The following is a 21,713-nucleotide window of genomic DNA, read 5'->3' on the forward strand; positions in this document are numbered from 1 at the left end:
CCGAGTCCGTCCCCACCCGTGGCTCCCGTGGTAGTTCCGATAGTCGGCTTACACGCGAAACCTTCGCCGAGTCCGTCCCCACCCGTGGCTCCCCCCCTCCTACCTCCTCGCCCCCAGGGAGGCCCCTCCTCAGGTCAAACAACCTGGCCGAGTCCTTCAACTCCCTCCTGGAGAGTTCGGGAAGTGCCACTCCCCCTGGAGGACCGCCCGGGCCATAGCCCTCAACTACAACCTCTCGACCTATCATCTCATCATTGTAATAATATTACAAGAACCCTTATTTCTTCGTGATATGATCAAATATATTCAGTAATTCCTTCATTGAATAAGTCTAAACCGAGAGATATATTACAATTTGCAAAGGAGCCCTGAATCACCCGTTTATAGCCTAGCTCCACTGAAGTACTTCTATGGTTAAGTTAATGCCAATAATTATTCTCATAGTATCTTTAATTGTCGGCAGTGTCCTGGCGGCATACTATCTCGGCGCAGTCGCCTTTCCCAACTATCAATATAATCTGGGTGAATATCACGGAGGTTACGGTATGGGAATGATGGGAAACGGCATCCAACAACCTCGTAATAAGATCGCGGGTTTGAGCCTAAATGAGGCCGTGAAGATGATCGAGGCTTCACTACCGAACGCTAGGGAGTTCCCCAATAATACTATAGTTTCCAACTCTACTTACGTGAACCTAGTTGTGTTCACCATGGGAGCAGGGAGGGCCGAGAATCTCACTGGTCATGAACCCCCATATTATGCGCGGGGAGACGTTTTCGTAATAGGGGAGCTCATAGACCCGACCGTTGTACTACCCGCAGGGGCTGAAGTCCACGTGACAGTTATAAACCTTGATGACAACATGTATCACAACTTCGTAATGGTCACAACACCCCCACCATACCCCTACAACGTCATGATGAACACGATGATGGGAGGAGGGATCTCCATGATGCCCCTACTTCCTCCTGCCCATTACTTCACGAGTCCTGAAGTCTATGAGGGTCAGGCTTATTCCTTTCAGTACGATGTATCCTCGCTTCCTGAGGGTCAATACTGGTACCTATGCACTTATCCAGGCCATGCCCAGATTGGAATGTACGGTGAGTTGGTGGTGGAATAATGGAAACATACCAGGTATTAGGATTAGTCGGGTCCCTTCTTCAGGTCGTGGCTATCATCATTCCTTTGACGTTCGCCCCCTACGGTATGTATGGAGGGACCGGATATCCCATGATGGGTATGATGGGAGGATACTACGGACACCCACTGGTCTTCCCAATTCTCTTCATAGGTATACCGGCCATATTACTTGGTCTCGTAGGCTCCCTAGTTCAAGACAGGACAGCTGCTGGAATATTGCTCATATTGGCGGGAGTGTTATCCATTCCCATTCTCTTTGGGTTCTTCGGAATATCTTTGGTATTGCTCATATTGGCGGGAGTGTTGGCACTCTCTAAGAGATAGAGGGATAATTTAGAGATTCTGAGCAAAATCGCTTCTTATATTAATCCTGTAATTTGATGAATTTCACGGAAATTTTAACGTCGTACGACTCACTCTTATTACTTAAGACGAAGCTAGAGAATTTGAAATGGATACCTAAAAGTCCAGAGAAGAGGTACGACTTTCCAGGAGTCCAGAAGACCTTAACCTCCAGCATGACCCACTTGTGGCTATAAGAGGTGAGGTACTGGTTACATTGTGGAACTGTTCAATTTCCCAGACGTTAAGTCCAGTGAGTTTTCTTAAATTCAAAATCCTGTCTGATTAAAAGTAGGTTTCACGTTGTCCCCAATAAAATCGATGTGGTCCATAGAGCAGATTCTGGCACCACTTACTATAGCTTTCCGGTTGCCTGAAGGTAGTAGGTCCTAATCAGTTCAGCGTGACTCCATACCAACGGCGAGACTGAGGGATATTGTCCTCCAGGAGAGACTTGTTCTGGTATCACCCCAGTGGGAAACATCTTGGACACTACCCAATCGAGGTACCCTTTGGCCCTCTCCTTATTCCCCTCTAGGCTGTACTGCTGAGCTAACCACAGGGTGGTTATGAACCACGCATTAGGTTGGCTGTCGGTCCTCAAGTACATATCGTTCTCGTACCTGGCTATTCCTCCCCCTACAGAGAGCCTCTCCTCTACCACACTCCTATTACTAATAACTCTAGGATCCTTGGGATCGAAGACGCCCAATATGGAAGCGAACAGACTACTTGCGTCCACCGTCTTATCCACGCTTCCGTCTTCGTATATGGTCCTGGCGAAGTGATCGTTCACGTAAAATTTGGACAGTCCCTCCTTGACCTCGTTTGCTGAACTCATGTATTTATCCCTTAGATTCTCCTCTCCGAAGAACTCGGCAAACTTAGCTGCTGAGACCAACCCTATATAGACTGTCAACGAGGTGAAGAAATGCGTCCCCAACCTCTCCTCCCATAGATCATAGGAGGGTAGGGGCAATCCTGTCCCCTCGTCTCTATACGTCACGAGGAAGTCGGCTGCCCTCTTTATGGACGGAGCGTAGAATCCCTTTATGAAGTCGACGTCTTTGAACTTGGAGAAGTGATGCCATGCAGTGTAGAGCATGAGGGCAGTCTCGTCTTCCTGGATAGATATGGTCTTGGTACTCCACGGGTGCCACGTAGAGCCCCAGTGACCATCACAGGTATACTTCTGAAACAGGCATCCGTTGAAGAGGAGTGGCTTAGTGAAGTTGAAGAGGTTCCTAACAGGTTCCTGGTAACCCAATAAAGTTAACGCTATGGCTGCAAAGGCGGAGTCCCTGTGCCACACGTAATTGTAGGTGTCCTTATTGAATCTCATGATGTCTGTATCTAGCGCAGCCGGTATAGCTCCGTTGTTTTGCCAGTGGGCCATAATAATGAGGGCACTCCTCTTGACGACCTCGTCGTAATCGGAGGCCTTCACGAGCCATGCCTTCCAGAAGTTGTCAGTTCTCCTTATCAACTCCCTGGGCGTCTTCCTATTGACATAGGAGTTCCTGTTAAGCACGTCGTTGTAGCTGCTCCCGCATACCAACCAACAATGGAAAACTGAGGAACTGTTGAGCCTCACCCCCGCCACCGAGTCCACAGAGCCTTGAGCTATGGGATTCCCGGAGAGCTCCCCGTCCTCTGCATCCTTCCATGTGCCCACGAATCTTCCCATCTCCTTGTACCCTGTAGCGTACTGATAGAACGGAACGTCACACTTGAACATGAACCACTTGTCCCTCTTGTAATGCATCATGGATGCGGTCAGCGGGTCGAAGAGTGCCGTATCTCCCACATCGTTTCCGTTGACGTGAAAGTCCCAGTGGAAGAAGATTCTGACGTCTTTATTACCTACGTTCGTGAGTGCGATCTCCCTAGCTAAGACCTCGTACGCCATGTCGACCGTGTCAGTGATCTTGACCTTAATGCCCTGAAACTCGACCTCCGCCCAGGAGGAGAGGGAGTCCCTCACATAATTCGTCTTGACGTCGAGGTTATCGAACCAACTGAACTTTCCATCGACCCAGAGGCCAGTCCTCCCCTGGTGTAGGTGGTTGTCCACCGCCAAAGGATAGTACAACTCCCTCAAGACGAAGTGGGAATCGTATAATACCGTAAGCTTACCGTTTCCAGAGATCACGTATCTTGTCATAAGTTATATTATGTGCAGACAAACTCTTGAACATTTTGCATGTACGGGAGTGAATTCAGATAGAGATGTTTGGCGACAATCTTTACCAATTTTTATCGGGGTCAGGGTGTAGGATAAACAACCTCTATTTGCATGTCCCTGGCCATCGCCTTCACTCTTTCTGGATATCTGTCGTGTATGAACGGAGTTATCAGGTAAACCAGGTTAACTTTGACGTTCTTGACCTTCTCGTATAGCTCCCTCTTCTTCCTTATTACCGGTAGGTCTCCCCTCTTCAAGGATGAAGTTATCTCTATCAGTGTAACCACGCCGTCCCTAATCACCACGTCATATTCAACATCCGAGGGCTCACCGTAGACATAACCTTCCTTATCGTAGAGGACTTCCCTGGAGACCTTCCAACCCGCGTCCTTTAGAAGTTCCCTAACTCCTTCTCTAAATGCGTCTTCATTCATGATACCCCATCTTGCACCGAGGCCGGTGATCGTAATGTCGAGCTTCCTGATGTCGTCCTTTGTGGCCATGACTTTCCTGATGTCGTCGAGCTCCTGCTTCGTGGCAAGACTCTTCAGGTCGTCCTTTGTGGCCATGACTTTCCTGATGTCGTCGAGCTCCTGCTTCGTGGCAAGACTCTTCAGGTCGTCCTTTGTGGCCATGACTTTCCTGATGTCGTCGAGCTCCTGACGAACTCTTTTTACGTCTTCCTTTGTGGCCAAGTCTCTTTTAAGTTCCTCAATGTCCTGCTTAGTCGCTAGATTCTGCCATGGGGTAAGTTTTGATAATGCCTGATAAATTATTTCAGGTTTAGCGGTCAGAACGTCAACTAAGATCGAAGGATTATTAAGCAGAACTTTCTTGATTTCTTCCTCGAGACTCACATGCCTGAAGTTGTATTTTAATGATTTAAGATTTGGCTTTCAAGAGATTACTTCCCAACGAGTTATCTAACATATAATCATCTTATTCAGAGGGACGTCTCCCCTCGGAATGAGTTAGAGTTTCCCTCCCTGATGCATGTTTCCCTTTATGGATCCAGATTAGTAGTTATTAGATTTCCCTTGATAACAGAACGTCAGTTAAGGGAAAGTCAAATAACTACTACCAGATCTTGTGTTTACCCATGGCGTAACTTCTCCTTACTTTTAATCACTTTTAATTCCGCCACGGGTAAACGCAAATCTCCTTATCCTGACTATTTCTCTTTATTTGTTTTAAATTGTTAATTTATCTTTCTTGATCTTTCAACCTCGCACTGTTGAATTTTTCTGTTTAACAGCGGTTTTGGGACCTACCTCTAATATGGCCCTGTAATCAAGGTGAAATCCAATAACCACCGTGATCTGAACAGAAACAGATTTGCAATCATGATCTTCGATATCTGTGATTCGACGCGTAGAGAACGATTCCTGAACTAGATTTTCCCTTACTTATCATGTCATTGTTACGATACCGTTTGCACAGTGGGCTGCAACTCGATCTGCGACGGGGTTTGGGTCTCATTAAATTTCATGAATTTGTATCCAATCCTCAGCCCTTGGGCTTCACCGGAGTCGCGGGGAAACCCGTTACCCCTCCGCCCGTTAGCAGGGTTATGACTTTCGAAATCTCGTTGTTTAGTATCATCCTCAATAACTTTAGGAACCCCTTCCTCTTCACGTTCAACCCAGATCCCACGTCAGTGATGACTTGGTCGTAGTCCTTAACGTTCTCCTCGAGGTACTTCACTTAGTTTACTAAATCATGCTTTTGTGTGTTTGACACTCTAGCGTATAATACCACTTTCCTCCTCACAATTCCCATCAACTTTTCCACGTCCTCCCTGAACCTCCACTTCCCGCTCTAGAGGATGACGGGTTTAATATAACCCTTCTTTACGTATTCTCTCAGTGTTGCATAGGATATTCCTAAGCGTTGGCGGACTTCTTTAGGTCTTAGCATTGTATAGAAATTTACGTTGAAATAATATAAACTTTACGGTTTATCGGAAACTGTTGGCAACGACAAGAACTGATCCACAGAGCGTGACATCAATTTAGCAGTTGTTAGATTTCGCCCCGATTCCAGGACTATACCCAGGGAAAACCCCATAACTGCTTATACATTAATGTTTTAGTCTTCATTTCCAGGTAATTGCGTGGCTGTAGAATGACGATGCTCAGGAAAGACACGCCATCCCTCCCAGACTCCTCCTTCAACCCGATCTATGCCTATGGGAAACAGGACAAGTCCGGGCACATCCACGTATCTGCGGAGCCTTCCTCCCAGAAGCCGGTGTCGTACTCAGGGGCTACGGACGAGGAATTACGTAATGTTTACAACGACATTCCGAAGTTTTATGATAGGGCTAACGCCCTGATATCCTTCTTCCAGGACGTGAAGTGGAGAGTGGAGCTGATAAAGGCAACGGTGAGGTATGCGGAAAAGTTCAACATAGTCCTGGATGTGGCTAGCGGGAAGGGCGAGCTTTCACTGCTCATTAAGAGGATCCTTCCAGTCCAACTGGTCATGATGGACTACGCAGAGAACATGCTCTACCAGGCCATGGTGGATGGAGACAGGATATTGGCTTCGTTCTACAACATGCCTTTCAGGGGAGACGCCTTCGACGCAGTGATGAGTAGCTTTGCCCTCCACGCGGCCGACGAGATTGAGGAGGTCATAAAGGAGATGGTCAGAGTCTCCAAGGACGTCATAGGGGTCATAGCCATGGGAAAGTCCGATAACTCATTGTTTAGAGCTTATGTAGGTTTCTACTTAGCCCACATCCAACCTTGGCTGGCATCACTGGTTGGCGCGAAGGTCCAAGATTATAGATATATCTATTACATTTATAGGAGGATACCCACAAATTCACAGGTCAGGAGAATGTTCGAGAGAAACTTGGAACTTAAAGAGTTCAGGGTTAAGACATTGGGTTCGGTCTATATAGCTGTGGGGAAGAAGCGAAAGGGTCGCTAGCAGAGAGACCCTAAGGTTCATGTTTACCCGTGGCGTAACTTACCTTCTTTAATCACTTCTAATTCCGCCATGGGCACCCCTCTTAAGGGGCGAGACTTTCGGTCTTTTGTAAACATGACGTAGGGAGATCCTTCCAGTCCAGTCCCATCAACCTCAATCGAAGCAGGGAGAAGCGTCATCAGCTTCACTTAAGATCGAAATGGGGCATTTAAACACGGTAGGCTATCCATCTCCGCCAGCTGAGTTTTCTCCTTCATCAATAGACCGCGAGAGAAGGTAGAACCTCGTGAACCTTCTCTAAGGGTCGCACATAACTCTAAATCCTCCTTACTACCACACTTACGAATATTTTCGTACATCCTCATATTACCTTTAACGGAGCGGAACACTTTAGGACGTTTCGGTACATGTTATTTATAACTATGATTTTCGATGGTATCTTGGTGTTGAAAATGGTCCTATTCATAGATCAACTGGACATATGGTTGATGACGCTTGGAGTGACCATGTTCGTCTCAGCGTTTACGGTGTACGTGAACACTGTTAGAACCGTGAAGGCAGACCTGGCTAAGGTCTCCCCAGTACGTACCATGATGGCTCCCACTGGCGGTAATGCCCCTGATGTCCAGGCGGAGATGCAAGAAAAGGTGAACGAGATCAACAGGATGTTGAGTCCGTTTTACATCTTCATCGGAGTCTACGCCTTGGTCAGCGGACTTTGGGCCTCCTTCACGTGGCCACTACCCGGACCTTATAACATAGTGTTCTCCGACGCGTGGCCCATATTTGGGCTCGCTAGCCTCATGGTGGGACTAGCCTCCTACGCAAGGATGGACTTAAAGTACGTCACCATACCCCTGGCCTTACTAGGAATCATCGTTGCAGTTTACGGTGCTGATATAGGCTCCTTCGGCCTCACCCTTGAGCCAGCAGCTGCGGTAGCACTTTATCTGAGCATAGCCATTGCATTGTGGTTCTCTCCCATAGCCTTCAACTTCAGGGGAAGCGTGGGTAGGGTGGCTGGCATGTTGTCCCTGATCTTCCTGGTCACAGCGGGGATACTCGCGTTTTACATAGGTGGAGCTGCTGCCTTCGAGCACACAGCAGGTTGGGCCAAGTGGGTACCCTTCTACGGTTAAATTATTTTTAATTACATCTTGGGCCAAGTGGGTACCCTTCTACGGTTAAATTATTTTTAATTACATCTAAACCGTGTTTACCCGTGGCGTAACTTACCTTCTTTAATTACTTCTAATTCCACCACGGGCACCCCTCTTAAGGGATTATATAGTTGCATGTTAACGAAATATGCTATGCATAATTGTTGCACGTTAGCATAATTGCACGTATACCGTCTTTATAAAATATTCCGCTAACGCGTATATGAAAACGTCATCTCTTGCGTTTGATAATGCCGTATAATATGCCTTCCTTTACAATCCCTTCCTTACCTCTGCTATGTGGAATACAGTGAAATCAGTAATCCGCTTTTGCTTAACCTTTATAATCAACTCTTTAACTCTCTCTTTTAATAATGAGGAATTCTTTCTATCTTTATTTCTTCCAAGTACGTAACCAGTTATATCAATTCCATCAAAATCATAGCGTAAAGCCTCTTCAAGTTCATGTCTTGTTGAAACACCCAAATACCACTTCCTTCCTTTTACTGCTCTAAGAAAATCGTTAAGTGTGTAAGACCTATAGCGGGAATCTGAGGCATAACCATAATAGACCTTAAAGCCCAAACTCTTCAACTCTTCAACTATTACCATGTCGTTTTCTAAGGAGTGAATGGGAACTACAAACTCAATCGAATTTAAAGGCGATAAATTCACACGGGCTTTATGCGGTAAAACGTAATCGGGATATACTGCTATCCTAACTTCATTCCTCTTAACTTGTAGTTTCCTCAAATAACCTATGTAAGCCAACTTACTCGTTAAAAGGTCTCCCTTAGCGTCATAAAAAAGAGGGTAAGGATAAAGGGGGTTACAGACATACTCACTCATATACTTCCACACGAAATACGACAAAGGACTTTTACCAATCCCTATTATCATGTTTCCTCACGTCAAATCGAGAATTAGGTTATCCGTCACGTAATCTGGTATATCAAGTTGATTAAATACTCCTACAAAATGCCAATAGGGGATTTTAACTTCCTTCTTCTTTGGAAGTAAGGAAGGAGAATAAGAATTAAAGCGTTTCCCAAAGAGCCAATAACCGAAAATCTTAGCCTGGTCTTTCTCCTCAACATTTCCTCCTTGGGCTATTGCGTAAGCCATCTTTGTGACGTATTTTAACACGTATTGCTTTGGGGAAAGGACTTTCCTATAACATGCCCCAGAACTATACTCTATCACTGAATCCTTTGGCGGTTTATTTTTCCACTTCCCGTTCTTTATCCTATGAATCTCATTAATCGGTCCTTGTATCTTCTCCTTTCTCTTATACTCCAGGTAAGCCTGGTGTAAATTCATATGAAGTACTGAGTCAAACCTAACTAGAATCTTCTGTAACCACATGTCAAGTAACGCCGTAAATACATATTTAGTAATAAGCGTCTTTTTCGCGTTTGATAAGGGAATATTGTACTTCTGGGAATAGTAAGAGAGAGCGTCTTCCTTCTTCCTTCCGTACTTCATATTCCAATCTATCAAGTAGGGAATCCCAAATATGAGTATGTGAAGGTGAAGGGTATAGTCAGTGTGATACTCATAAGCCGTGAAGACCTTAATGTCTTCTTTTTTCCACATCTTCCTTATCCATGCCATCATGTTTGCCTTAAGCTGAGTTAGTATAGAGTCTTGTAAGGGAATAAAGCCGATAATTTTTCCATTTTGCTTTATTGGATATACTAAGGGGAATATGTGAGGTATTGTAAGCGTAATCATGATCGCGTTCTTGTACTTCTTAAATGCGTTATCTAACGCCGTACTACTCTTAATTAAGTTCATAAACGCCTTCTTTTTATCGTTAAACCTAGTCCTAACGTTCATGATCATAAACTCCTCATCATCATTCATGAAAACCATCACACTACGATCCCACTCCTTTACGTTCTCCTTGTATAGAAAAGCGATATCTGAATGCTCTCTAGTGCCAGGGCGAATGGAGACTTTATGCTGAGCTGTAAGTAGTCCTTTCTGTCTGAAAGCGTTAGCCAGGGTAATTACTCTTAGCCCTTTTTTCCGTAGTTCTTGTAATTTTTGTTTGTGATTTGCGGAATTTCCTAAAGTTTTGGAATTGCGATTATTTAAACTCTCGAGTCAAAGCCATCGTTAAGCCTAAAATTTTTACTAGAAGGTGAAAGGAAACTTTTAAGGAGTTTCTTTAGCTTATAGGAGACCGGATAAGTGCTTAAGCGTTCTACTATGCCTTGCTCTGTTAGTATCTTTAAACGCTTTTCAAGGACTTTCCGGGCTGATTGTGGTTTAATGTTTCTCTCTCTAGCATACTCCATACTCATAATAGTAAGTGGAACTGCATCTTCCCTTTTCAGACGTGAAATAATCCAAGAATCAACAGAAGAAGGAGAGGAAAAAGAGTACATACCTTAACCCGGTCTCTCTAAAAGTATCGTAACCTCTCTGTAAACGTACTTTTCCCAATATACTGCTAAGTTACTTGGTAAGGTTATTATGTAGTGTTTGTTATGCCTAGTAGGTCTCTTTAAGCCTATTGGAATTTCTTGGTCATCTAAGATGACGGTAACTAACCATTCTTTATCCTTAACAAGAGCCTCAAACTTCTTTGGAACGTAAACGTAGTACTGAACGTAGTTATAGGGCTTTCCCTTAACTGTAGTCCTCTTATCCGTCCTCTGTAACGTCACTCCAGGTATTAGGAGTTGAGTTATTTCACGCATAGGACAATGACCTCACGCCTTAGTATTCTCCTCAATCCCTCAGCGTTCCTTACCTTGTGTGAATGCTTAGGAGTGAGAAGTAACGCGTTATTCCCTTTGAATAGGATCGTTAGGAGTTCCTTCCCTCTCTGCGTGATCGTTATTCCATAATCCTCTATCTCTAAGGTGAGGTTTGCCCCATACTCTACGTAGTATAAGTGAAGTTCTGGTGTTGTATCAGCCTTTACGTGATCTATTACATATTCCGCGATCTTCTTAGGAATCTCGATATCGTTAAGGTAGGCATTATCGCCGCCTATCGTTATGTGAATGCCGTTTATGGTTAGGCTCTTGTAATCCCCATTTGTTACCTTAGCCTTAACTTGCGTCTTTACCTTCATTAACGCTCACCTTATGAGGGCAAACCTTAGCGTATACGCAATACTTACACTCCCAATCGTGTCTTGGTATTCGTCTCGTGTAAACGTAGTCTTGTACTAGTTCTATCAGCTTATCATCCGACATACCGTAATCTACGTGAAATTCCGTAACCCTATCCGGTGTTATGTAGAGTAAAATGCCGTATTGGGCTTTCAGCATGGTTATGTAAATCATAAGTTGGAGTACGTGTTCTTCCCTCGGTATCCCTACGTCAGTCTTTGATGTCTTTATTTCAATAATCACGTTATCCTTTATTGCGTCAACCCTTCCTACCAGTTTGTAAACCTCGCCATCAATCGTTAATTCCTTTGTAACCGGAACTTCTACCTCAGCGTTTAACTCTTCTATTAGTATCCTCTCTACGCTTTCATGAATTAATGAACCTTGTAGTGTTGAAGGATTGTAAGCCTCAGCTAACGTTAGTTCCTTAAACTGTTCCCTAAGCCTTGGCTTTAACGGGCAATATAGTAGGTCTGTAACGTAGATAGTATTACTGTCCTTCTTCTCATGGTTCTTTTTGTCGTTAAAACGCCTTTTGAAGAGCGTTTGTGTGAGGGAAAGATTTTTTAAGATAGAGTTAGAATTATCCATGGCTGTACCCCCCATACTTTTTCTTGACTTGTGATTGAACCGCTTAGGCTGAACTCATGATGAATGGCGTTTTAGGTAATGCTTTATTAATTGTCTTATCAGTGTGCTTTTACCTGGCAAACCTTGTTCCTTAGCTAATTGTCCTAGTTTTTTAGCGTCTTCCCTATCTAAGTACACGGTTATGTTTGTTATATTGGGTCTTACACCATTTTTCTTCCTTACTCTTTCGGACATGTTTGACACTCAGTTAAACATATCTCAGTCTTACTTTAAATTCCATTCTATTCTATTTTTTAGTATGATTTTTTTATATAATTTTTGCCTTAAAACTGTATGCCCAGGAATGTAGTTTTTCCCTATCTGAAGAGATTTTTTGCTCTTGTCTCCACTGGAAATTAAGGTCATTCAGATGGAAGACCTAAAACAATACGTGATTCTTACCCATTAATTTTTTGTAATACTCTGTGATAGAGCCGAATATAGAGCTAAATCTTATAAAATTCTGTAAGAAGAATATTAATGAGCAAAAATGAACGTGGAAGAATGGGTTAAGGCAATAAAGGAAGACCTAGGCTTTTCAAAATACCGAAACCACTCCTTATTCTCAATATACCTATTAGCCCTATAATAGCGCCAATTAGTATTACTATAGCAATTCCTACTAAAAGGCCAATACCACTGGCGATTACTCCGCTAACGTTACCGCTCGCAGCGGAAAACATACCACCGAGCATACCTGCAGATATAATTACTAGAATTCCTATTGCGGCAAGTAACACGGCAAGTATCATAAAGAGGGAGCCGCTCCTTAATTTTCCTATTCCTTCCAATTCCGTATTCTGTTGTGACATATAAGATATTCTAATTACTAATTTAAAAATTTTTACTTTCTCTATTTTTCAGAATAGTTACAACATTAACAATTTCAACATTATCGCAAGCATCGACACACCTAGCACATACAATACAACTTATCCTATTAGAATAACCTTTTTTCAAAATATCGTTACTAATAGGTATCTTAACTGGGCAAGAAGTATCACATTCCTTACTAACGCATTCTTTGCAAGTGTTAACGTCTTTGGCCCTAATCTTAAACAACACCTTGTTAAATATTCCATTGAAAGTGCCGAAACCACACCAGCCTTGCCTAGCACATGAATATATTCCAAAAATTGGAGTTAAAAAGTAAAAGAACCACCATATGTAGTTTAACGTAAACATACCGTAAAAGTCTAAGGGATTAATAGGAAGCTTAATTTTCCCTAAACCCATCATCACGAAAAGGTAAAATGCGATGATCAATGGCACGAGAAAAATCCACCTCAAGTAGTCCCAAAACTTACTGTTTTTCTTAGCTGAAAATTGTTCATAGAACACATTAGACCACATGTGAGCGGACATACAAACAAGGTTACAATAAACACCCCTGCCAAATAATGTTGAAAATAATGCAATAACGACTAGGGAAATTACGAAAGGTGCTAAAGTCACGGGAAATATCATACCACTCATTCCGAAAATATAATAGTTTGTATAGTAAGGGATCAAAACTACGAATATTGGTATCCCGGTTAGAATACCTAAAGTCCACGCCTTTAAATATCTTGTCTTAACTTTCTTAAACCTCTCATAAACTAAATAACTCATCTCAGCGCCCATCATTATTACGTAAAATGGGGCCATGGTAGTTGTCATTATAGTCATGAATGGTACCATCACTAGTTTACCAAGTAAATTGTACTTCATTATTGTCATAGTAATCATTGTTAAAGGATTAATTGGGAATAACCACCAAAACGGATTATTGAAAGGCGATCTCATCATATGTGAACCTATCATCATCTCGCAGTTCATCGTATTAACGAAGAGTGAGTTAGTCAGATTAAACCCTAATACACTCTCTCCAAAACCCATTGCCAATTCTGTTAAGTTTACTAATACAAGGAAGAGGAAAGGTTTAGGTGAGATTTTCTTAGCAGGAACATTGTAAAATATCAAAAAGAAGTACCAAACCATTGACGCAATCATAGATAGGGTAAGGAAATATAAGTTGCTAAGTGAAGCAAAAAAGGTTAAACCGAGCATCATTAGGAGATTGAACAAGGATAGAGAGATCGCAACTAATTGTCCTTGAAATGTTAACATTCTCATTTCTGTTAAGTATAACAACACGATGTTTACTATCATAAAAAGTGAGGTCAAAATTGACATTATGAACTCAAGCATTCTATCCATCAAATAAAGGGAGGGCATGAAAGCCATGGAAATGGCAAATGTGGTTATAGCGAACTCCATAATGCTTCTTCTCCTCAATATATAGAGGAAGAAAATCGCATCACCTAACATCATGGCACCATAGGCTGGATTATTAATCGCGGTAAGTAAAGGATTAGGTAAGGGAGTGAAGTAATTACCATAAAGATAACCCATTGCTAACTCATCGAAAACTATAACCGATGATAATAATAACCCATATTTCCAATTTCTATTAACGTTAATACTATGGTCCTTTATTAGGAATGATATAAACAGAGGTATCAATACTAGAAGCATTCCAGATATGAAAAGTAATACATTAAGCTGAGCTAACGCTAAACTTTCCAAACCCATCATCAATACTATCGAAAGAATTATTAACAAACCCTTAACCCTTACGTATTCTCTTCTTAAAATCAAACCAAATATCCAAAAATCAATTGTCATCATTATAATAATGTAAACAAGAGAGAACAACTTGAGTATAGTCTCATATTCCATATGGTCTATTCAAGTTTCAAAAATTTAAGTTTTACTTGAAATAACATTGGAAAAATAATATTATAGTACTATTTTTCACTTTTAAGCAATTTAGCATCAAAATAAATCTAATGTATGAATTAAATTTCCTACATTAATGACGTCTGATCAATTTAATCTTTTATATGAAATTTAATTTATATGGATAATTCAATTTTTTAAGAATTTTCGATCTAATGGTCTTATTTAATTATTGTAATTATCGTTTTTCTCATTTTTTCTAAAAATTTTTAAGTATGAACTACGATAGTAACATAATGGTAGAAAATAAAGGTCTTAGACTGAATAGAAGGGACTTCTTGAAAGCTTCTGCCGCAGCCGGTCTTGTAATGGGGCTTGGTTATTTTGCATCAAAATATAATTTTAACATATTCGTCACACGGGATGCCGTAAATGATGAAGAGTTACAACCGGGTTGGCAGTATTCCTATGTACCCAGTATATGCGCGTTTTGTTCGTCAACTTGTGACATTTTAGTGGAAACTGAATATAAAAATGGTTATATGAGAGCTCTCGAAATCGATGGTAATCCCCTTTCACCTCTAAATGAGGGTAAAGTTTGCCCTAGAGGAAGAGCTGGGATTTTCAGAACTTACAATGTAGATAGGCTTAAGACACCACTAATTAGAACTGGTCCAAAAGGTACTTGGAGTTTTAGAGAGGCCACTTGGGAGGAGGCAATTAATTACATAATGCAGAACATAAAACAATTGAATCCACAACCATACGAATTCCTTTTAATTGGTGGTGGAATACCATGTGCAAATTATAAGCCCTATTTCATTCCGTTTACTCTAGGTACACAAATACCTAATATAAATGGTACTCCGATGCAAACGTGCTTATTTAGTGATCAAGTGCCAATAGGTTTCGTAATAGGTGGATTCGATCTACATGCCACTGATATGATGGATGATATGACGTATTCTTCTTTAATAGTTGCGTGGGGTACCAGTGGAATCCCTGCAGGAATATTCGTAAATAGGGCAATAAGGTATGCAAAAGGTATAGAAAACGGTGCGTATGTTATAGCAATCGATCCCAGGATGTCTGAAGCCGCATCTAAGGCTAATCTATGGATTCCAGCAAAACCTGGTTCTGATCTTTATATTGCCATGGCTATTATTAACTACTTAATCCAAAATAACTATTATGATGACGAGTTTGTAAGGTATTACACTAATGCTCCCTTCTTAGCCTATAAAGAAAACGATGTTGTTAAATTACTAGAGGAAGATTATGATGATGGTACTGTAAAGGCATATTACGTTTACGATGAGATAAGTGGGCAAATTATAGAGGTACCACCGTTTACAAATACTAATAAATACGACGTTAATGGTAATTTTATCAAGCCAGCATTAAACGCTCCTCAAGGTTTAACTTATAATGGTAAACAAGTACAAACAGTATTCCAATTCCTAGCACAAAAAGTTAGTAATTATACGCTCGAATACGCGGCTCAAGTTGCAGACGTTCCCCTATCACAACTTCAAGAGTTAGCATTTAGAATTGCAACAATGAAACCAATGACGATAATTACCGGGTTAAAAGGTTTCTTCAACGATCAAGCTGTACAATTTAGAAAAGCTTACGCAACTATAATGGCGTTAACTGGTAACATAGACATTAGAGGAGGTTGGGTGTACTCTGCAGTTTATAGAGAAGGTATTAAGAAAGTGGTAAATGCTTATAATAACATGGTCAGTAGTGGGAAGACGAAGCCTGGTATATTATTACAAAGGCCTGAGGTATTGGAACAACTACCAGTCAATGAATTACCAGGAGCTTTCTTCGCCATGTTTCCTATCATATATGTTTATAACAACCCTTCATTCTGGATAACTGGTGTTCCAGCACTTAGCTATGCCTATAATCAAGTTCTAAAGCAACAAGGGAAGAAACCAGCTGGAGCTTATACGTTATTTGAAGAATCGGGATCATATGCCGCAATTAAGGGACAAGTTACTTGGAATGGCCAACCCTATAAACCTAAAGTTGCAATGTCCTATGGAGGTTCACCATTTAACTTCAAATGGGATGAGTATAAACAAGTGTTGGAGACCACATTCTACATTATGATAGATATACTACCGACAGAGGCTAGTTTATATGCAGATGTGATTTTACCGGATGTAACTTATCTAGAAAGAGATGAATTCTTCTGGGATGATGGCCCAGCCATGGATAGGGCAATTAGGGGCAGATGGCAAACAATACCAGTGTTATGGCCTAATACCGCAAATGGTTTGGATTTATTCATAATGTTTGCGTACATGTTAAATCCACAAGCTGGAGACGCCTATATACAATGGATGGCTAGGTTCGCTGGGGTACCTTTAGATATATTAAAGTCAGTTATACAACAAGAGATGCCCAATTATCAACAATATTTAATGAAGAATAACGGTTATCCACCATGGGGTAGTTTCACAGCTAAAGCGTGGAGAGAGGCTCAACTTAGCGTATTGTCAGAGGAACTAAACATGCCTAAAGAGCAAATATTGCAAACCTTAAGAAATAATGGTGTGATTGTAATTAAGACTGTTGATGATTATTTTGCAAACCATGAAAGAATACCATGGGACTTACCAGCTGCAACTCCAACTGGTAGAATTGAGATATATTCAACTATATTATACTATTACGTTATACAGAATTATGGATATGACCCAGTATGGGATCCAATAATAGCTGAAATACCACCAAATTGGAATGGAGGTTATGCAGTTGAAGATGGCGTTTATCTCTCACCACCAACACCATATAACTATCCAACGTTTAAACCAACACCACCAGAACTCTTCTTCATAGAGTATAAGATCCCACAATTCGCTTACACGTCTAGCGCTGACAATCCGCTGTTGATGGCTATTACTTCTAATAGTTATCATAAAGATATCTTAATGAGGGCTTGGATAAATCCAACTACTGCAGCACAATTAGGAATTAACGAAGGAGATTGGATCGCTATCGAAAGATGGAAATTACCAAACCCAGATGGTAGCATACCTAAACTAATTGTTAGGGCCCATTTGACTCAGTGGATAAGACCAGATACAATAGGAGTACCAGAGCCTTTTGGTCAAAGGAACCCAGCATTAACTACTGCAACCAAAGCTGTAAACGAGTTTGGCAATCAGCCAGTATCAGTAATGTGGGCACCAGGTAGAAATCCTTTAGGTGGTTATCACATGAATGAGCAATTCACTGTTAGGGTTAGAAAAGCGACGTCTGATGAGATTCAAGCTGCAACACAATTGGCAAGTGTGCAAACTCCAGACACATTACCTTCACAGCAGGCTAAAGTTACCACTCCTAACAATTCCGCTTCTCAAAATGATTGGCAACAATACGTCTCATACGGTAATGTTTCCACATTAGGGTGATCCCTCATGTCCACACAAGTTTCAAACCCATATATACAATTTGGGAATACTCAAGCTTGTAAACACTGGGGATTCGTGGTTAAGGTAGACCAATGTCTAGGCTGTGATGCTTGTGTTGCTGCGTGTACAATAGAGAATCAAACGCCATTCTGGCGAGGTCTATTTAGAACTCATGTTGAAGATCTAGAATTAGGAGAATATCCCAACACTCAGAGAGTCTTCGTACCTAGATTGTGTATGCAATGTGAAAACCCGCCATGTTATTATGTATGTCCAACTGGCGCTACCCAAATTGTTGCTGGAGGTATTGTAGTGGTTGACGAGTATAAATGTATGGGATGTCTTTACTGTGTTGAGGCATGTCCATATGGTGCTAGATACTTCTACACTTACGAGGATATTGAGAAGTCCAAGGAGTATTTTGGATTGAATTCAATTCACGTGGTTCCTCACGTAGATAAATGTACTTTCTGCTACGGTACAGCCCCAGAAGGCACTTATACTCCTGCATGTGTAAGAACTTGTCCGGGTCATGCCAGAGTATTTGGGTGTCTTGATGATCCTAATAGTGAGGTTAGTATATTAGTTAATACTGGGCAAGCAGTAGTGTTGAATCCGGAATTAAACGTTCAACCTAAAGTTTTTTACGTGTTTAATAGGCAGTTGGGTAGGGGAGGAGGTGGTAACTCATGAATAAATTCCTATTAGCTTGGACTATAATATTCATAATAATTGGAGGAGGGATATTACTTTACGGTATGAGCTTTAATCCCATGTCATGGGCTAATGGCCTAGTGACATTTATTGAGCCTAATGACGAGCCAATACCTTGGGGACTTTTAGTAATTGGCTATATGTTTTTCGGAGTTATAGGTACTGGCGTTAGCACTTACAATTCACTATATGAACTGTTTAATAAGAATCATCCAGAAAAGAATCCGTTTAAGAATATCTCATTAAGAAACGAGTGGATAGCACTAACTGTACTAATACCGGGCTGGATTATGGTCTTTGCATCAACTTATAAGCCTGGAGAAGCTGTCTATATTTACACGAGCTTTAGAGATACCTCAAGAATAGCTTGGAACGGTTTATTGTACGCACTTGTGGGTATTGGTATAATTCTAGAAATACTAGCATTAATAGGGGAGAAGAGAAGGGAATATAAGGACCCTATTAGTAGACTCTTGGCTTGGCTATCATCTAAATCAGTATTGATATTAATAGTTGGCTATGCAATACTAATGGAGTTAATACTGGATGCGAACTTAGGCTCAGTATTCGGCTACTTATCAACATGGGTCTACGAGTTCGGTCCATTCATGTCAATGTTATTCGTCATATTATCATTCTATTCCGGTATTGCGATGTTATCATTTATGACTCCGTTATATAATAGATTTAGAAAAGTTAAAGAAGATCCAAATAGTTTGAGTATACATGAAATGTATAAAATACTAGGAAGAGACGGTGTATTAGCTACGATAGCAGTAGGTTTTTCACTACTGTGGTGGTTATGGTTAACAGCAACGAATCAGCAAACTTCAGCTTGGGCAGAGCTTATGATTTCTGGGCCATATAGTGTAGTCTTTCTAATAGGTGGAGTACTAGTTGGTGTGATAATTCCAATAATCCTTTACGGGCTTGTATATAAGAGGGGAAGTAGCCATATGTTAGTAACATCTTCGATATTCACATTACTTGGAATGTTCTCGATAATTACGATTGCTGATATCATACCTCAATCAATAACGTGGTATTATTCAGTCTCACCAATATCTCCATCAAATTCCAACTGGGTTTACGAATTGCGCAGCATTTTCAATAACGGTCCATCGTGGACGCACCTGCCATTTAATATATCGTTCTACGATATAGTGTTCTTCATTGGCTCAGTACTACTATTACTTGGGATTTACACATTGGGCGTAATACTATTACCATTAGAAGAAGATGAAAAGCCAAGACACCTTATATTCAAGTGAAGTCATATGACATCCCTTTTTTATTCACCCCTTATTAAATACCGAGTAGATGTTTTGCCCTCATCTGAGTTGAAAAAGGAAAACATTAATACCAAAGCCTTAGTCGTTATAGGAGATGGAATTGATAGGGAAAAAATTTCAGAAGATCTAGAGCTAAACCCCTTGCTGGTAAGAATAGTTGGCAAGGATAGTAGTAAGGAAGAGGTAGAATACAACAAAGTAGTTCTAGAAAACGCTTGGCTAGCAGATTTAGCTCCAGTTGAAGAGATAAAATCCATTGATAGACGAAGTCTTTTACGCGGAGAAGTAAAAAAGGCTAAAAAGGTTGACAAGCCAATTTACCTTAGCGAATATTGTAATGGCTTATATAAGGCATGTAATGTATGTGAGTTTTCATGTCCTTACAACGCTATTAAAGTTGATAAGAAAACTGGAGTAAATATTGATTACATAAAATGTACATCTTGTGGTCTATGCGTAGCTTCATGCCCAGTTAGTGCTATACAATTTCCATCACTTTCTCAAAATTCGATTTTTGAATTAGCAAAGGTAAAAGGGGAAAAGAGGATTACATGCTATAAAAATACTAAAAATAGAGGAGTCAAGATACCTTGTTTAGCAATGCTATCGGAGGTAGATATAGTATTATTGAAAAGCAGTGGGAATTTAACCTTTGAATGTCCAGGGTGTGAATTTCAAGATAATCTAAAGCATTTCATTGAAGTGATCAAGGAATATAACGAGAGAATAGGAGGAATCAGCTTTTATTCCCCATCTGAAAAAATTGAGGCAAAAGAAACAAAGGAAGTAAATACTACTCCACAGTCATTTTACAATAGGGCTGAGGCTAGAAGGAACATAAGTGATGAATTGCCATACATATTATTTGATGTGAGTATTGATAATAACAGATGTACTTTATGCGAAAGCTGCGTTAATTGGTGCCCCACATCAGCACTAAAGCTCAGAAGGAATAGTGGAGTGGAAGAAATAAACTTTGATCCCAAGAGATGTATAGGCTGTAATGTGTGTGTCAATGTTTGCCCAGAATCGTGCAAATTAGAAGAAGGTAAAACAAGTGAGATTCCTCCAAATATAGCATCTCTTACTAAGGTTATTAAGGTGGAAAAGAGTAAAAGCGTTAACAAAGAGGTAAGGAAATTAGTGGGCGATGAATTAGTGAGATGCAGAGTTTGTGGAGCACCAATAGGTTCGAGGAAAAGTCTTAATCATGTTAAGAAAATAATGATTGAAAAGGGGGCTTCTTGTGAAGATGAATGGTTGGAGAGATGCCCTAAGCATAGGGCAGAGTACGCGTTTCAGAAACAATTTTCATTTAATGCAAGATTTAAACCTAGAGGTGATCTAAGATGAAGTCTCTCTCTACGGATTTCAAGATCTTTTCCTTTTTATTTCTGAGCCCGAGATATATTAAAGACGTTAAAGGGCTTATGGAGGAGATAAAGGATAAGCCATATTACAATACATTAAAGCAAATAATTCAATTGACAGAAACTAACTATGATAAGGTAGCTACGGAATTCACTTCATGTTTTATAAATGATTACAAACACGTTAAGTGCCCACCTTACGAATCGTGGTATAGGGAGAGAACTGTGTATGGCATTTCAGCACAAAGAGTATTAGAAGAGTACATCAAATATGGTATTTATCCAAAGAAACAACTAGCTGATCACATATCTACGGAATTGGAATTCGTATCATTTCTCTTGTTCGTAGAACAAGAAGACGAAGCTAAAAAGTTTATAAAAGAACATATAGTAAGCTGGGTTCCCAAATTAATTGAGGATATTCTAGCAAACAGTAAAGGGGAGTATACAAAACTGTTAGGCATAGCGCTTGAGCAATTCTTAGATTACGCAATACAAACTATCTTTGTAGTCAATAGATAGTTCTATTTTCTTTTAAATATATAATAAATTTTTATCTTTGATTATTTACCTTTTTGCAAGATTTAAAAAATCCTATTTAAACGATATTGCACTTTATTTCTTAGTACGCCTAAGCTATTAGGGGTTTAGGATATATCAAG

At 40.7% G+C, this 21,713-nt stretch carries 19 protein-coding genes and 3 pseudogenes; 10 read left to right on the top strand and 12 right to left on the bottom strand.

Features of this window, described 5'->3' with window-relative positions:
• Positions 1–62: 62 nt before the first annotated feature.
• The 3 genes and pseudogenes from METMK1DRAFT_RS18780 to METMK1DRAFT_RS02890 form a co-directional block, all read left to right on the top strand.
• Positions 63–313 (top strand): annotated as a pseudogene (locus METMK1DRAFT_RS18780) (IS256 family transposase); the annotation flags it as partial.
• A gap of 109 nt (positions 314–422) precedes the next feature.
• Positions 423–1,124 (top strand): sulfocyanin-like copper-binding protein, encoded by a 702-nt coding sequence (locus tag METMK1DRAFT_RS02885; protein WP_172634106.1) that lies wholly within the window; start codon positions 423–425, stop codon positions 1,122–1,124.
• Positions 1,124–1,468 (top strand): hypothetical protein, encoded by a 345-nt coding sequence (locus tag METMK1DRAFT_RS02890; RefSeq protein WP_009070660.1) that lies wholly within the window; start codon positions 1,124–1,126, stop codon positions 1,466–1,468. The genes METMK1DRAFT_RS02885 and METMK1DRAFT_RS02890 overlap by 1 nt, the downstream gene beginning before the upstream one ends.
• 373 nt (positions 1,469–1,841) lie before the next feature.
• On the opposite strand, the gene METMK1DRAFT_RS02895 is transcribed toward METMK1DRAFT_RS02890, so the two are convergent.
• The 3 genes and pseudogenes from METMK1DRAFT_RS02895 to METMK1DRAFT_RS02905 form a co-directional block, all read right to left on the bottom strand.
• Positions 1,842–3,650 carry a glycoside hydrolase family 15 protein gene (locus tag METMK1DRAFT_RS02895; protein ID WP_009070664.1) on the bottom strand — a complete coding sequence of 603 codons (1,809 nt, stop codon included), beginning with the start codon at positions 3,648–3,650 and terminating at the stop codon, positions 1,842–1,844.
• A 101-nt stretch (positions 3,651–3,751) separates the two neighbouring features.
• Entirely contained in the window at positions 3,752–4,528 is a 777-nt protein-coding gene (locus tag METMK1DRAFT_RS02900; RefSeq protein WP_009070667.1) for a PD-(D/E)XK nuclease family protein, read from the bottom strand.
• A 712-nt stretch (positions 4,529–5,240) separates the two neighbouring features.
• Positions 5,241–5,588: pseudogene (locus METMK1DRAFT_RS02905) on the bottom strand (helix-turn-helix domain-containing protein); the annotation flags it as partial.
• Positions 5,589–5,795: 207 nt separating this feature from the next.
• On the opposite strand from METMK1DRAFT_RS02905, the gene METMK1DRAFT_RS02910 reads away from it, so the two are divergent.
• Positions 5,796–6,608 carry a class I SAM-dependent methyltransferase gene (locus METMK1DRAFT_RS02910; protein WP_009070671.1) on the top strand — a complete coding sequence of 271 codons (813 nt, stop codon included), beginning with the start codon at positions 5,796–5,798 and terminating at the stop codon, positions 6,606–6,608.
• 23 nt (positions 6,609–6,631) lie between these two features.
• On the opposite strand, the gene METMK1DRAFT_RS17260 is transcribed toward METMK1DRAFT_RS02910, so the two are convergent.
• A complete protein-coding gene (locus METMK1DRAFT_RS17260) occupies positions 6,632–6,787 on the bottom strand; it encodes a hypothetical protein (protein ID WP_155812269.1) in 156 nt (51 codons plus the stop codon).
• 273 nt (positions 6,788–7,060) lie between these two features.
• Here METMK1DRAFT_RS17260 and METMK1DRAFT_RS02920 point away from each other — a divergent pair, with 273 nt between their 5' ends.
• Complete coding sequence (locus tag METMK1DRAFT_RS02920) at positions 7,061–7,747, top strand: DUF981 family protein (protein ID WP_048087570.1); 687 nt, start codon at positions 7,061–7,063, stop codon at positions 7,745–7,747.
• Positions 7,748–8,041: 294 nt separating this feature from the next.
• Here METMK1DRAFT_RS02920 and METMK1DRAFT_RS02925 read toward each other — a convergent pair whose 3' ends face one another.
• The 8 genes and pseudogenes from METMK1DRAFT_RS02925 to METMK1DRAFT_RS02960 form a co-directional block, all read right to left on the bottom strand.
• Complete coding sequence (locus METMK1DRAFT_RS02925) at positions 8,042–8,668, bottom strand: hypothetical protein (protein ID WP_009070675.1); 627 nt, start codon at positions 8,666–8,668, stop codon at positions 8,042–8,044.
• A gap of 6 nt (positions 8,669–8,674) precedes the next feature.
• The gene (locus METMK1DRAFT_RS18785; RefSeq protein ID WP_009070678.1) at positions 8,675–9,634 is read right to left on the bottom strand and encodes a hypothetical protein; all 960 of its coding nucleotides are present in this window, start codon (positions 9,632–9,634) and stop codon (positions 8,675–8,677) included.
• A 530-nt stretch (positions 9,635–10,164) separates the two neighbouring features.
• Positions 10,165–10,476, bottom strand: a complete 312-nt coding sequence (locus METMK1DRAFT_RS02935) for a hypothetical protein (RefSeq protein WP_009070680.1) — start codon at positions 10,474–10,476, stop codon at positions 10,165–10,167.
• A complete protein-coding gene (locus METMK1DRAFT_RS02940) occupies positions 10,464–10,856 on the bottom strand; it encodes a hypothetical protein (protein WP_009070682.1) in 393 nt (130 codons plus the stop codon). Before METMK1DRAFT_RS02940 ends, METMK1DRAFT_RS02935 begins: the two co-directional genes overlap by 13 nt.
• Positions 10,834–11,487: a CRISPR-associated protein Cas4 gene (gene cas4 / locus METMK1DRAFT_RS02945; RefSeq protein WP_009070684.1), complete on the bottom strand. Its 654-nt coding sequence runs from the start codon at positions 11,485–11,487 to the stop codon at positions 10,834–10,836. Before cas4 ends, METMK1DRAFT_RS02940 begins: the two co-directional genes overlap by 23 nt.
• A gap of 54 nt (positions 11,488–11,541) precedes the next feature.
• The gene (locus tag METMK1DRAFT_RS02950) at positions 11,542–11,721 is read right to left on the bottom strand and encodes a ribbon-helix-helix domain-containing protein (protein ID WP_009070685.1); all 180 of its coding nucleotides are present in this window, start codon (positions 11,719–11,721) and stop codon (positions 11,542–11,544) included.
• Between the two features lie 332 nt (positions 11,722–12,053).
• A pseudogene (locus tag METMK1DRAFT_RS02955) lies at positions 12,054–12,338 on the bottom strand (DUF973 family protein); the annotation flags it as partial.
• 22 nt (positions 12,339–12,360) lie between these two features.
• On the bottom strand, positions 12,361–14,247 hold the full coding sequence (locus tag METMK1DRAFT_RS02960; protein WP_009070691.1) for a 4Fe-4S binding protein: 1,887 nt from the start codon (positions 14,245–14,247) through the stop codon (positions 12,361–12,363).
• 275 nt (positions 14,248–14,522) lie between these two features.
• Between METMK1DRAFT_RS02960 and METMK1DRAFT_RS02965 the strand changes: the two genes are divergently transcribed.
• The 5 genes from METMK1DRAFT_RS02965 to METMK1DRAFT_RS02980 are packed head-to-tail and all read left to right on the top strand — an operon-like array spanning position 14,523 to position 21,573.
• Positions 14,523–17,675 carry a molybdopterin-dependent oxidoreductase gene (locus tag METMK1DRAFT_RS02965; RefSeq protein ID WP_009070696.1) on the top strand — a complete coding sequence of 1,051 codons (3,153 nt, stop codon included), beginning with the start codon at positions 14,523–14,525 and terminating at the stop codon, positions 17,673–17,675.
• A gap of 6 nt (positions 17,676–17,681) precedes the next feature.
• Positions 17,682–18,368, top strand: coding sequence for a 4Fe-4S dicluster domain-containing protein (locus tag METMK1DRAFT_RS16065; RefSeq protein WP_009070699.1), 687 nt, complete (start codon positions 17,682–17,684; stop codon positions 18,366–18,368).
• Complete coding sequence (gene nrfD / locus METMK1DRAFT_RS02970; RefSeq protein WP_009070701.1) at positions 18,365–19,660, top strand: NrfD/PsrC family molybdoenzyme membrane anchor subunit; 1,296 nt, start codon at positions 18,365–18,367, stop codon at positions 19,658–19,660. Before METMK1DRAFT_RS16065 ends, nrfD begins: the two co-directional genes overlap by 4 nt.
• Positions 19,661–19,666: 6 nt before the next feature.
• Complete coding sequence (locus METMK1DRAFT_RS02975) at positions 19,667–21,034, top strand: 4Fe-4S dicluster domain-containing protein (RefSeq protein WP_009070702.1); 1,368 nt, start codon at positions 19,667–19,669, stop codon at positions 21,032–21,034.
• Complete coding sequence (locus METMK1DRAFT_RS02980) at positions 21,031–21,573, top strand: TorD/DmsD family molecular chaperone (protein WP_009070704.1); 543 nt, start codon at positions 21,031–21,033, stop codon at positions 21,571–21,573. Before METMK1DRAFT_RS02975 ends, METMK1DRAFT_RS02980 begins: the two co-directional genes overlap by 4 nt.
• Positions 21,574–21,713 lie beyond the last annotated feature (140 nt).

The sequence above is a fragment of the Metallosphaera yellowstonensis MK1 genome, from assembly GCF_000243315.1.
GTDB classification, from domain to species: Archaea; Thermoproteota; Thermoprotei_A; order Sulfolobales; family Sulfolobaceae; genus Metallosphaera; species Metallosphaera yellowstonensis.

What these genes read in the sequence shown, in the direction of transcription:
- METMK1DRAFT_RS02965 (WP_009070696.1), top strand. Translation starts at nt 14,523, where the DNA reads ATGAACTACGATAGTAACATAATGGTAGAAAATAAAGGTCTTAGACTG.
- METMK1DRAFT_RS02885 (WP_172634106.1), top strand. Translation starts at nt 423, where the DNA reads ATGCCAATAATTATTCTCATAGTATCTTTAATTGTCGGCAGTGTCCTG.
- METMK1DRAFT_RS02980 (WP_009070704.1), top strand. Translation starts at nt 21,031, where the DNA reads ATGAAGTCTCTCTCTACGGATTTCAAGATCTTTTCCTTTTTATTTCTG.
- METMK1DRAFT_RS17260 (WP_155812269.1), bottom strand. Translation starts at nt 6,787, where the DNA reads ATGACGCTTCTCCCTGCTTCGATTGAGGTTGATGGGACTGGACTGGAA.
- METMK1DRAFT_RS02895 (WP_009070664.1), bottom strand. Translation starts at nt 3,650, where the DNA reads ATGACAAGATACGTGATCTCTGGAAACGGTAAGCTTACGGTATTATAC.
- METMK1DRAFT_RS02950 (WP_009070685.1), bottom strand. Translation starts at nt 11,721, where the DNA reads ATGTCCGAAAGAGTAAGGAAGAAAAATGGTGTAAGACCCAATATAACA.
- METMK1DRAFT_RS16065 (WP_009070699.1), top strand. Translation starts at nt 17,682, where the DNA reads ATGTCCACACAAGTTTCAAACCCATATATACAATTTGGGAATACTCAA.
- METMK1DRAFT_RS18785 (WP_009070678.1), bottom strand. Translation starts at nt 9,634, where the DNA reads ATGAATGATGATGAGGAGTTTATGATCATGAACGTTAGGACTAGGTTT.
- METMK1DRAFT_RS02975 (WP_009070702.1), top strand. Translation starts at nt 19,667, where the DNA reads ATGACATCCCTTTTTTATTCACCCCTTATTAAATACCGAGTAGATGTT.
- METMK1DRAFT_RS02910 (WP_009070671.1), top strand. Translation starts at nt 5,796, where the DNA reads ATGACGATGCTCAGGAAAGACACGCCATCCCTCCCAGACTCCTCCTTC.
- METMK1DRAFT_RS02960 (WP_009070691.1), bottom strand. Translation starts at nt 14,247, where the DNA reads ATGGAATATGAGACTATACTCAAGTTGTTCTCTCTTGTTTACATTATT.
- cas4 (WP_009070684.1), bottom strand. Translation starts at nt 11,487, where the DNA reads ATGGATAATTCTAACTCTATCTTAAAAAATCTTTCCCTCACACAAACG.
- nrfD (WP_009070701.1), top strand. Translation starts at nt 18,365, where the DNA reads ATGAATAAATTCCTATTAGCTTGGACTATAATATTCATAATAATTGGA.
- METMK1DRAFT_RS02940 (WP_009070682.1), bottom strand. Translation starts at nt 10,856, where the DNA reads ATGAAGGTAAAGACGCAAGTTAAGGCTAAGGTAACAAATGGGGATTAC.
- METMK1DRAFT_RS02935 (WP_009070680.1), bottom strand. Translation starts at nt 10,476, where the DNA reads ATGCGTGAAATAACTCAACTCCTAATACCTGGAGTGACGTTACAGAGG.
- METMK1DRAFT_RS02925 (WP_009070675.1), bottom strand. Translation starts at nt 8,668, where the DNA reads ATGATAATAGGGATTGGTAAAAGTCCTTTGTCGTATTTCGTGTGGAAG.
- METMK1DRAFT_RS02890 (WP_009070660.1), top strand. Translation starts at nt 1,124, where the DNA reads ATGGAAACATACCAGGTATTAGGATTAGTCGGGTCCCTTCTTCAGGTC.
- METMK1DRAFT_RS02920 (WP_048087570.1), top strand. Translation starts at nt 7,061, where the DNA reads ATGGTCCTATTCATAGATCAACTGGACATATGGTTGATGACGCTTGGA.